At 75.1% G+C, this 12,112-nt stretch carries 1 protein-coding gene (cut by a window edge); it reads right to left on the bottom strand.

Annotated features, from left to right (window positions below; genetic code table 11):
• Window positions 1–12,112, bottom strand: the beginning of a protein-coding gene (locus ACFXHB_RS15435; protein ID WP_380574660.1) for an EndoU domain-containing protein. It extends 19,988 nt beyond the left edge of the window; only the first 12,112 of its 32,100 coding nucleotides appear in the window; its start codon is at window positions 12,110–12,112; the stop codon falls past the left edge of the window.

Genomic DNA, 12,112 nt, shown 5'->3' with positions numbered 1-12,112 from the left:
GCAGCGGCGCCGCCGGCGGGGCGTCGTCCCCGACGGTGCGGTGCTCCCAGGTGACCGGGTGGGCGGCGTCGAGTTCGGTGACGAGCCCCCGGAGGTTCCACAGCCGCGAGCGGAGGTTCGTCTCGAAGGCGAAGTCGATGCTCGGCGACAGCGGCGGGAGCCCCGGGGTGACGTCCTCGGGCGCCACGAAGTCGAGCCTCACCCGGACCGCGGGGTCACCGGGTCGCAGGGACTCCCGGACGTACCGGTTCGCGATCGCCTGGAGCTCGCCGCGCCGCTCGCGGGTCGTGTCGCCCGCCCGCACCTGGACGACCAGTTCGGTGCGCAACTCGCCGTTGCCGAGCAGGTCACGGCGGAAGGTGACGCCAGTGTGGTCGCCGTCGTCCCGCAGCGGGTGCCGCACGAGGGTCTCCAGCACCTCGGCCCGGTCACCGTTGCGGAACGGCTGCCAGCTGGTCGGCCGGTGGGCGAGGTGCTGCCCGTCGCGGACGATGCCCTCGATCCGCACGCCCCGGGACGTCCCGATCCAGTGCAGGCTCCCGTCCGGCAGCTCCGTCTGGTGCACCCTGGCGCCGAAGGCCCGCTCCACCTGGTCGAGGAGCTGCTCGGGCCCCCACTCGCGGGGGTAGAACATCTGGCTCGGCTGGTCGGCGCGGCGGTGCTCCCGGGTCGGGAAGTCGGTCAGCGGCGCGTGCGGCGAGACCGTCGGGTCCAGGTACCAGACGGTCGCCCGGTAGGTGCCGTTGGGGTTCTCCGGCTCGGGCGGGCCGATCCGCAGGCCGTGGTCGGCGGGCGCCGTCCCCGGCCGCTCGTGGTGGACGCCGGCGAGGGTGTGCCGGTCGCCGTAGCGGGCCAGGTCCTCCACCCGGTGGCCGAAGGCCTGCGCCTCCCCGGGCGCCAGCCAGGGCGGCGTGTCGAGCCCGCGCTGGTCGAGCGAGGGCCGGAAGGAGGTGAAATCGCCGCCCCGGATCTCGCCCTCGATCCGGACCCCGGCGTACTCGCCGGTCCAGCGGTACGAGACGGGACCGGTCTCGGTGACGCCGTCGGTGCGCCGGGCGTCCAGGTAGGCCTGCTTCGCCGCGTACACCGCGTCGTCGGCCGTCCAGTGCTCGGGGAACATCATCCGCAGCGACCGGGAGTCGCGGCGCGCGTGCGGCGCTTCCGCCAACCGGTCGCCGAGCACCTCGCCGCCGGCCACCAGGTAGGTGCCGTTGCGGTTGAGGGACCCGGGCAACGGCTCCGGGCGCGGCTGCTCGGAGGTCGCCGGCGGGGTCAGGTGCCCGCCCCGGCCGGCCGGCCCGTCGTGCAGGGCGGCCCGCCGGGTGTCCTCGTCGAAGGACGCCCGGTCCGGGAGTTCGCCGCCGCGGGACTGCCGGGGGGCGGTCCCGAGCACCCCGTCGAGGACCGCGCCCAGCTCGTCCAGGTTGTGCGGCCGCAGCGCCGCGTCGGGGTTGGCGGTCCGCTCCGGCTCCATCAGGGGGCGGTCGGCGTCGTACCAGACCCGGCCGCGCTGGTCGAGGGTGGGAGCGGTCATCAGGCCGCCCTCCGGGTAGACCGGCCGGGGCCCGGCCGACGCGCGCCGGTACTCGTCCCCGAGACCGAGCAGGTGGCCGATCTCGTGGCCGACCGTCCTCGGCGCGGAGTGCACACCCCAGTTGCGCGCGCTCTCCTGCGGCTGGTCGAGCCGGACGTTGACGACGTGGTGGGCGTCGTCCGCGCGGTCGACGAACTGGACCGCGACCTCCAGCAGATCGCCGTTGGGCAGCCGCTGGCCGTGGTTGAAGACCTCTCGGACGCCCGCCTCCGCGGTGAGCAGCATCCGGTCGAGGTTGCGCGCCGTCTCGACCGCGCTCGCGCCCAGGTCGATCGCCAGCGGATGGATCCGGACGGTCAGCACCGTCCTGGTGTCACCGTCGGACAGCGCCACCCGCTGGGCCTCGTAGGCCTGGACGTGCTGGGCCCGGAGGCCGGCCAGGAACGGGTCGGCGGGCGGACGGACCTCCGCCGTGGCCAGCACCCGCACGGGCGCCGGGGCCGGGGACGCCGAGGCCTGGTCGCCGAGGCGCTGGCCGGGCGCGGCCCAGAAGTTCATGATCTGCCCGCGGTCGATCAGCAGCCTGACGCCGACCCCGGCGAACTCACCGGTGAGGATCTCGGCCTGCGGACGGCCCCGGCCCAGGCCCCCCAGGTCCTGGAAGACCTGGTGGGCGGCGTACCGGGCCTCGCCGTGGGACCACTGCGGCGGCAGGCCGAAGCCGCCGTGCTCCCAGCCGGCCCCGTCGAACGCGCGCCGGATCCGCCCCGGCTCCTGGGCCGGGGGCGGCACCTCGACGGCACCGAGCGACGCCCCGTGGTTGTCGTCGGGGTCGCGCAGGCGCAGCAGCGGCGCGTACTCGGGGTCCATGCCGCGTCGCGCGCCATGGGTGGCCTCGGACACGGCGTCGAGCAGCTCGGCGGCCCGGTCGGGGTGGAGCGCCTCCGGCAGGTGACCGGTGAGGTTCGCCCCGTCCCCGGGGTGGACGTCCATGGTCCAGTCGGCGTCCTGCGGGTCCTCGGTGAAACGCAGGGACAGCACCAGGTGCCGGTCCCCGGTGGACTCGTCGGGGTCCGTGTGGCCGACGTACCCCTCGAAGTGCCGGTCGGCCTCGTCGGCCAGCCGCTCCCGCACGTGCTGGACCTGCTCGGGCGTCATCCCGTCGGCCGGCCGCAGCAGGACCCTGAGCGTGAGCTGGTGGACCTCGTGGCCGTTGTCGAAGAGGGCCCAGCGGCCGCCCGCCTCCAGGCCGTCGAGCCGAACCGCCCGCTCGGAGGACCGGAAGAGGGTGCGGGTCTCCCTCCAGTGCGGGTGGGCGTCGGGCTCCATCTGGGCCGGTCCGTGGGCCACGATCCGGTCACCCTGCGAGATCCCGGCGATCGGCATCTCGCCGAAGGCACCGAACCAGCGCCTGCGGCCGTCCCTCAGGGGGACGTGGACGGTGTGGTCGCCGGCCTCGGCCGTGGCGGCCGCGCGGCCTGCCTGCCCGGGCGTCCAGCCCTCGGGGTAGAGCAGGTGCCCCTCCCCGGAGGCCCGCCAACGCGACGGGAAGCGGGCCAGCGGAGCCCCGGGCTCCACGGCTCGGTCGAGTTCGAGGACGTCCGCCCGACGGGTGCCGTCCTCGTTCGTACCCGGAGCTTCCGGAAGCCGCACTCCCCGGCGCCCCGCGCCCGGCAGGGCGCCGAGGTGGGTGGACCGGTCCGGTCCGGTCCCGGTCGTCCTCAGGTCCTGCTGGCCGGCGGCCGGACGGAACGAGACGAACGCGCCCGTCGTGCCCGGGCCCGCCAGCTCGCCCTCGATCCGGACGCCGTCGTACTCGCCCTGCCAGCGGCGGACACCGCTGCCGTCGTCCTCGACCCCGTTCGTGCGGCGGGCGTGCAGATACGCCTGCTCGGCCGCGTAGACGGCGCGCTCGGCCGTCCAGTGGGCCGGGAAGAGGGTGCTGACCCCGCCCTCCGTCGTCCGGACCAGCAGGGTGCCGTTGGCGTGACGCCCCAGTACCCGGTCCGCGCCGGTCGCCGCCGGGTCGAGGCCCGCCGGCAGGTGGCCCGGCTCCCCGGGCTCCCCGCTCAGCGCCCTGACGCGGACGGCCTCGCCGAACACCGCCCTGGGCGGCAGCGGCCGCGAGTCGGACTGGAAGGACCCGCCCGACACGTCGTCCGCGAGGCGGCCCAGCGCGCGCAGCCGCTCCGGCCGCAGCACCGGGACGATCCGGTCCGACCCGCCACCGGTGCGCACCTCGAACGGCAGGTCCACGGCACGGCCCAGCTGACGGACCAGCTGCTCCTGGGAGATGCCCAGGTGCCAGTTCCGGTCGTTCTGCCGGGCGCTGCCCTCGTGCAGCCGCACCGTGCGGTGGGCGGCGTCCGCGGTGTCGACGAACTCCACCCGCACCCGCAGCAGGCTGCCGTCGGGCAGCCGGTGGCCGGTGTTGAACTTCTCGGCGCCCGCCCTGACCCGGTCCTGCAGCGCGTTCAGCGCGGCCGTCCGGTCGATCGGAGCGTCCTGCGCGTCGCGCGTCGGCAGGGCCGAGCCGTCCAGGTGGGTGCGCAGCACGAGGACGGTGGCGTCCTCGCCGCCCTCCTCCAGGACGCCCCGGCGCAGCTCGAACCGCCGGGGCGGGGCGGTCGGCCGGGCGCTCGGGAGCTGGGCACCGTCGGGCTGGGCACCGACGGGCTGGGTGACCTCGAACGAGGTGTGGTCCGGCCGCAGCCCGGTGGCCGCGTCGTGGGAGGCCCCGTGGTCCACGTCGTGGGCCGGGTGCGGGACCGCACCGGCCGCCCCCGAGGACGACGAGGAGGACGAGGACGTCATCGGCGCGCCGGTCGGCTCGGGGAGCGGGTGGGTGCGCTGCGGCGGGAAGGCCTGGTCCGGCAGACCGTGGAAGTCCACGATCAGGCCGCTCTCGGTCCGGATCTCGATCGTGACCCCGTTGAAGCGACGGGTGAGGACCCGCTGGTTCGGGTTGTCCGGGGCCGGCCCGCCGGTGACGTGGGTCGCGGAGGCGGCGGCGAACCGGGCCTCGGCCGCGGTCCACTCCGGCGGCAGCCCGCGGCCGGCGTCCGGGGCGAGCGTCGGCCCGAAGGCCTGGTCGACGAACCGCTGCGCCTCCGCCATCCGGTTGACGGTGAGCGGGCGGTCCCCCGTGCCGGGGGTACCGGGCACGCGCAGCGGGGACGCCGCCGGGAGCCCGGTCCCGTGGTCCGCCCAACCGGTGCGCGGAGCCTCGGCGGCGAGCGCGCGGACCGTCTCCCGGAACGAGCGCCCCGGGGCGTCGGTCAGCTCGGGCAGGAACGTCCGCAGGTCGAGCCCGTCCCGCGGGGTGTCCCGGCGGACGACGGTGCTGGTGTGGGCGTCCTGGGCGGTCTCGGTGAACCGGAGGCTCACCTTGACCGGCGGGTCGCCGGCCACCTGCTGGGCCCGGACGTAGGCGTCGGCCGCGCTCCGGACCGCCGTCCGGAAGGCCTCGGCCGCGCCGGGGCGCACACTCGCGTCGAAGGCGAGGTGCACCTCGGCGGTGATCTCGACGCCCTCCTGCCCGCTGTCGAACCGGGCGTGCCGGACACTCACCTCGTGACCGCCGGGGTCGGGCGTCAGCCGGGTCGGGGCGGACAGCGCGACCACGTTCCGCTCGGCCCAGTGGACGAGCGGCTGCTCGACCGTCGGCCGGTGGACCAGGTGGATCCCGTCGCGGGTGATCCCCTCGATCCGCAGGCCGTTCGCCTCGCCCACCCAGTGCTCGGTCCCGCCGTCCGGGAACCGGGGGCCGATCCGGGCCGCGTAGGCGTCCTGGACGGCCCGCAGCACCCTGCTCGCCGACCAGCCCTCGGGGTACAGCATGTGCGTCGCCCCGTCCTGGCGGTGCCAGCGCGACGGGAAGTTCTCCATCGGGGAGCCGGGGGCCACGGTCGGGTCGAGGAACCAGACGTCGGCGCGGTAGGTGCCGTTGTCGTTGGCCGGCACCCCGACGGGCCGCTCCACGGAGATGCCGTGCACCTTCGGCGCGGGCGCCTCCGGTGCGTGGTGGACACCGGTGAGGGTCTGCCGGTCCCCGTAGCGGGTGTGCGACTCCGTGCCCAGGCCGAAGATCCGGGCCGGGGGCAGCATCGGCTCGTGGGCCGGGGTGACCAGGCCGGCCTGGTCCTCGGACGGCCGGAAGGAGGTGAAGTGACCGTTGGTCAGCTCGCCCTCGATCCGCACCCCGCCGTACTCGCCGACCCAGTGGTACGAGCCGCCGTTCTCGGTGACCCGGCCGGTGCGGCGGGCCGTGTGGTAGGCCTGCTCCGCCGCGTACACGGCGTGGTCCGCCGTCCAGTGCTCGGGGAACATCGTCCGCCGGCCCCGCGACCCGGCGGCCGCCGGGCGGGGCGCCATCACGAGGTCGCCGGCCGACGCGTGGGTGACCACCCGCGGCGGCTCGACCGCCGGGGCCTCGACCCGGAAGGTGCCGTTGCGGTGCACCGGCTCGTCCGCCCGCACCGGGCGGGGCCGGTCCGAGCCCGGCCCCGGGTAGAGGTGGCCGCCGGTGCCGTCCGCGCCGCCGTACAGCGCCGTGCGGCGGGCCTGCTCGTCGAAACCGGCCCGGGGCGGCAGCGCGCCGGGGGCGTCCGGCCGGATCTCCAGGTGGAGCGCCGAGTCGACCACGGCGCCGAGGTCGCGCAGGTAGCGCGGCGGCAGGCCGAGCGGGACCCGCTGCTCGCCGCCGTCGAGGTGGTGGTCCTGGTCCACGGAGAACAGGCCGGTGCGGTCCAGGATCGAGGAGCCCATCAGCGAGCCGTCCTCGTAGACGGCGCGCGGTCCGAACCGCGCCTCGCGGTACTCGTCGGGCAAGCCCAGGGCGTGCCCGAGCTCGTGGGCGAGCGTGTGCCCGTCGGTCGCGAGGCTCCAGTCCGTCAGGGACTCGCGGTCGTAGGTGCGATGGATGACGGCGGTGTGGTGGGCCTCGTCCGGGTGGTCCACGAACTCCAGCCGGACGTGCAGCAGATCGCCGTTGGGCAGGCGCTGGCCGCGGTCGAACTGCTCACCGACCGCGCGGCTCGCCCGGTCCCGCAGCTCGGTCAGCGCCCTCAGGGCGGCCGCGTCCAGGTCGGCCCCGGCCGGCCTCAGGCCCGCGGTGTCCAGGTGCATCCGCAGCGTCAGTTCGGTGCGGGTGTCCCCGTCGGGGAGGGCGACCCGCGCGGCCTCGAAGGACTGCCAGCGGCGGCCCGACAGCCCCTGCGAGAAGGCGTCCTCCGGCGGGCGGACCTCGGCGGTGGCGAGCACCCGGCGCGGGCCGGTCTCCACCGTGTGCTGCGGAGCCCCGTCACCCGTGCGGACACCCCAGACGTCGGTGATGCGGCCGTTCTCGACCCGGACGCCGACCACCACTCCGGCCACCCGCATGGTCCGGACGACCGGACCGGGCGCGGCGGTGGCCACCAGGTCCGGGCGGCCGCCCAGGGTGGACCGCGCGACCTGGTCGGCCGCGTAGCGGGCCTCCTCCGTCGTCCACTCCGGGGGCAGCTCCCGGTGCGGCTTGCCCCAGGCCTCGTCGGTGAAGGACTCGCGCAGCAGGGGCAGTTGGGACGCCATGGCGTCCGTGGTCCGCGGCGCCGGCCCGTCCGGGCGCGCCGCGCCGGGTTCGCGCAGGCTGCCGGGGACCGGCTCCGGGAGACCGGGCGGCCGGAGGCCGTCCAGGGCTGCCGGCCTCGGGGCCAGACGTTCCGCCACGAGACCGAGGTCGTGGCTGCCGCCCGCCTCCATCAAGGGGCCGAGGTGGTCCCGCAGGACGGGCACGGTGCCGGCGCTGACCGGCCGGCTGGAGTGGCTGCCGTCCGGGCCGTCCGCGAACTCCAGCCGCAGGTCGAGCAGGACCTCGTCGGTGAACTGCCGGCCGACGTACGCCTCGGCCTGCGTCCGAAGGTGCTGCCGCACCTCGGCCACCTGGTCGGGCGTCATCGCGCCGTCCGCCTCCAGGTGGATCCGCGCGGTGATCCTGACGCCCTCCTGGCCACTGTCGAACAGGACCCTCCGCAGGGTCACCGGGGCGCCGGGCCCCGCTCCCAGCACGACCGTCTCCGGGGCCGAGGAGCCCAGCTCACCGGCCGCGTGCCAGCGGTCGTAGGGCGCGGCGAGCGGGACCGGCTGGGTGTCGGTCGGCCGGTGGGTGAGGATCCGGCCGTCCCGGGTGAGCCCCTCGATCCGGACGCCGTAGGCCTCGCCCACCCAGTGCACCGTCCGGCCGTCGGCCAGCACCACCTGCCGCGTCGGACCGGTGGCCGCCGCGTGGGCCGCGTACCCGGTCTGCGCGGCCGTCCAGGCCTCCGGGTAGCGCATCGGCGCCGGGGCGTCGGCCGGCCGGTGCCAGCGGCTCGGGAACTCCGCCAGCGGCGAGTCCGCCGGCAGCGCCGGGTCCAGGAACCAGACCTCGCCACGCCCGGTGCCGTTGACGTGCAGGGTCGCCGGGTCCACCGGGGCGACCTGGACACCGTGCGCGTTCCCGGCACCGGCATCGACGGTGTGGTGGACCCCGGTCATGGACCGGCGGTCGCCGTAGTCGGCGATCGGCTCGGGCCCGCCGGCCTGGGCCGTCCCGGGGCGGTTCGGCGCGTAGGCCGGGGCGGTCAGCCCGTTCTGGTCGGTCGAGGGGCGGAAGGAGGTGACCAGGCCGTTCTCCTGGGTCCCCAGGATCCGCACCCCCGCGTACTCGCCCGCCCAGCGGCCGGCGGTCGGCTGCAGGCCGCGCGACACCGCGTCCAGATGTGCCTGCTCGACCGCGTAGACGATCTCGTCCGCCGTCCAGTGCGCCGGGAAGAACGTCATGTCCGTCATACCGTCGTCGGACCGCAGGCGCAGGGTGTGGTTGGGGTTCTGCTCGTACTGCGCGGTCGGGTCGGCCGCCCGCAGTTCGGACGTCAGCGGACGCCCGATCCGGCCCTCCGGCCCGTACAGCGAGGCGTCACGGACCTGCGGCGCGATGCCGGGGCGCGGCGCCGGAGCACCGCCCTCCGCCCCGGCCACCGGGGCGAACGCGCCGTCGACGGCGGCGCCCACCTCGCGCAGGCCGCGCACGACCGGGCCCGGCACGGCGCGGCGCCCGGCGAGGACGGTCTCCCCGTGGACCTCCCGGTGGGCGTCCCGCAGGCCGAGGGCGTGGCCGAGCTCGTGGGCCAGCACGTGGCGGCTCACCCGCAGGCCCCAGTCGGCCCCGTCCTGGCGGACGGTGCCGGAGTGCAACTTCACCGTGTGGTGGGCGGCTTCGGCCGTGTCGACGAACTCGACCCGGACCCGGAGCACGCTGCCGTCGGGCAGCCGGTGACCGGTGTTGTACGCGTTGTCCAGCGCGGCCCCGGCCCTCGTGCGCAGGGCCTCCACGGCACGGTCGGACCGCGCGGGCAGCCCCGCGGTGTCCAGATGGGTCCGCAGGACGAGCTCGGTGGCCCGGGTGCCGTCCGGCAGGGTGCCGCGCCTCGCCTCGAACGGCCTGGGCGCCGGGGCGTCCTCCGTCCCGGCGGGGCGGCGGACGTCCGCCGCGGTGTAGTCCGGCACCAGGTAGGAGGCGGGCGGTACCGGCACGACCTGCTGGGCCTCACCGCCGGGCGGCGGGACCACCGGGGGCGTCAGCGGGTCGGTGCCGTCCCCGGACGTGAGGTGGCCGACCGGTGTGAGGTGGTCCACCGGGGCGAGGTGGTCCACCGGCGTGAGCGGCGCGGTCGACCGGTCACCGGACTCGGTGCGCTGCCCGGGTGCCCGCGGGGTCAGCGGCGGCAGCTCGTCCGACGGCCTCGGCACCGTCGGCTGGTCGTCCCGGGGGCGACCGGACCGGCCGGGGTCCTGGCCCAGCAGGATCGACGCGATGCTCTCGGTCTGCCGCTCGGGCCCGGTGCGGCGCGGCCCGTCGGCGGGCAGCGGCTCCTGCGCCGGGTGGCGCACCTGGGCGTCGGGGTCGCCCGGGGGGCGCGGGGTGGGCGCGTGCGCCGGCGGGGGAACCGGGGCGGTGTGGTCGGCCGAGCTGGTGGACACGGGTGCCGGACGGCTCACGTCCTGGTGCGAGGCGGTGGTCGACGCCGTGGCGGTCGGCGTCGCCTGCGTCCGCGGCGGGGTGTGCTCGTTCGACGCCTCCGTCCGGTGCTGGACCGGCGGCAGGTCGGTGGCCGACTGGGTGGCCCTCGGGGTCGGCCGGGCGGGCGTGCCGTTGTTCGGGGCGTCCTTGGGGGCGTCCTGCTTCGGGGCGTCCTGCTTCGGGGCCTCGTGCTTGGGCCCGACCGAGGTGTCCTCCTGCGACTGGACCCGGACCGGTGCGGCCGGACCGGTGGCGCGGTTCGGCGCCGGAGGCTTCGTCGACTCGTCGGACCGGCCGGTGGCCGGCGGCACGTGCTCGTCGACGCTGGAGGTCCGCGCCGGCTTCACCGCCGGGGGCACGGTATGGGCGCCCGCGCCGTCGAGTCCCTCGCCCAGGAAGTGCAGGGCGGCCAGGCCCATCGGCTCGTGCTCGGCACGCTCGTGCGCGAGGAAGTCCGTGTAGTGCAGCATCGACTGCATCAAGACCGCGACCTCGGCGTCCGCCTCGGGGGAGGTGTTCTTCACCCCCGAGACATGGCTGATGGCGTCCGCGTAGTCCTCCAGCGAGGCGGCGCCGTGGAGCTTGGCGAGGTTGAAGGCGTCCGGGTGGCCCATCCGGGGCACCGGGAACGGGACGACCTTGCCGGACGCCAGGCAGGCCAGGGCCGCGAAGTTGATCGGGTGGTAGAGCGGGAAGTACTTGCCCTCCCCGTCGGCCACCGCCTGGCGCTGAGTGTCCTGGACCCAGGCGCTGTACTTCTTCATCAGGGGCGCGGCACCGAGGTGCATGACGTGACCCATCATCCCGGTCATCATGCCGCCGACGAAGCTCCCGCCCGTGACGGTGAACTCGTGGTTCTCTCCGAAGGTGAGGTTGTAGGTCCCCTCGGTGAGCACGTTCTGCACACCGCTCTTGATGTACCCGCCGATGGCCACCCCGAGGGAGTGCATCCTGTTCCCGGTCGGCATGTTCTCGACGAGCTTCGGCAGGTGCTCGGTCAGCAGCTCCCTGACCTCGCGACTGGAGAGCTTGTCCGCGGCCTCGTGCGAGAAGACCGCCTCCAGCGCACCCTTCAACCCGGCCCGCGCCTCCACGTTGGCGCCCCAGTGCGAGGCGAAGGCCTGGCCGAACTCGCGCCCCAGCACCCCGGCGGCCTCCTTGCCCCCGACGACCTGGCCGAGGTGCTTCGTGAAGACCTTCTCCATCTCGTCGACGAAGATCTCGGAGAGCGTGCCCTTCCCGGTCTTCCCGAAGCCGTGCTGGAGCTGCTCGGTGGCCGCCTCCATCAGGCTGCCGAGGTCGCGGGTGAACGCCTTGGCCTGGGCCTTGGAGAGGGTGTGCTCGGCAGCCTCCGCGGCCGCCTCCTTCGCCGCCTTCTCGGCCGCCGCCCCGGCCGACCCGGTGGCCGCCTCCTTCGCGGCCTTCTTGGCGCCCGCCTCCGCCGACGTGGCGGCGGCCTCCTTGGCCGTCTTCTCAGCCGCCTTCTTGGCCGCCGCCTCCGCCGACTCGGTGACCGCTTCCTTCGCCGCCTTCTTCGCCGCCGCCCCGGCCGACTCGGTGACGACCTCCTTGGCCGTCTTCTCGGCCGCCTTCTCCGCCGACTCGGTGGCGATCTCCTTGACCGCCTTCTTGGTCACCGCCCCGAGCGAACCGGTGATCCCCTCCTTCTCGGCCGCCTTGGTGGCCGCCTCCAGCACGCCCTTGAGGCCCTGGAGGTCCCCCTTGATCAGGTAGGTGCTGAGCTTGTCCGCCAGCAGCCGACCACCGCTCTTGCCGAGCAGTCGGCCCAGTAGCTTGCCCAGGCCCATGCCGAAGAGCTCCAGCGGGCCGCCGAGGACACCGCCGATCAGGCCGAAGAGGGCCGCCTGCTTGGTGTACTCCTTGTCGGTGTGGTCGCGGTTGCCCTGCCCGATCTGCAGGTGCTGGATGATGCTGTCCATCACCAGACCGCCCACGATGCCCGAGAAGGTGTGCATCGCGATGGTCTTGAGGAGGTACTTCATCAACGCCGTGAGCGCGACCTTGGTGAGCAGCTTCCTGAGCACCAGCCCGGACAGGCTGGTGCCGAAACTGAACGGCGCCCAGAAGATCGCCAGCGCGATCTCGACCATCAGCTGGACCAGTTGGGCGATGGCCATCCACTTGGTGTACTCGACCGCGTTGGCCACGTCGCCGGCGCATTTGGCCAGTGCATCGGCGGTCTTGGCCGCCGCCCCCACATAGTCCTCGGTGCTGCTGTTGGTCTTGCCGACGAACGAGTTCATCTGCCAGAGGAACGACTTGGCGGCCTGGCCCTCGACGTGGCCCTTGCAGTGCTCCGTCACCTTGATGATCAGGTCGCGCAGTTCGGGCAGTTCCTTGGACAGCAGCTCGTAGCTGTCCCGCAGCTCGCGCAGGTCTCCCTCCTTCACCTCCGGCCAGGGCATGCCGGTGATGATGGTGAAGAAACGTGCTGTCGAGGCGTTGACCTCGATCGACGAGTGGGGCACGTGCTGCCTGCCGTTCCGGTCGTTCCAGGGGCGCCTGCGCGCCGTCAC

Origin of the sequence: Kitasatospora sp. NPDC059327 (assembly GCF_042752535.1) — a bacterium.
Classification (GTDB): Bacteria; Actinomycetota; Actinomycetes; order Streptomycetales; family Streptomycetaceae; genus Kitasatospora.
The sequence above is the reverse complement of the archived record's forward strand: the minus strand, read 5'-3'. Positions and strand labels throughout refer to the sequence as shown.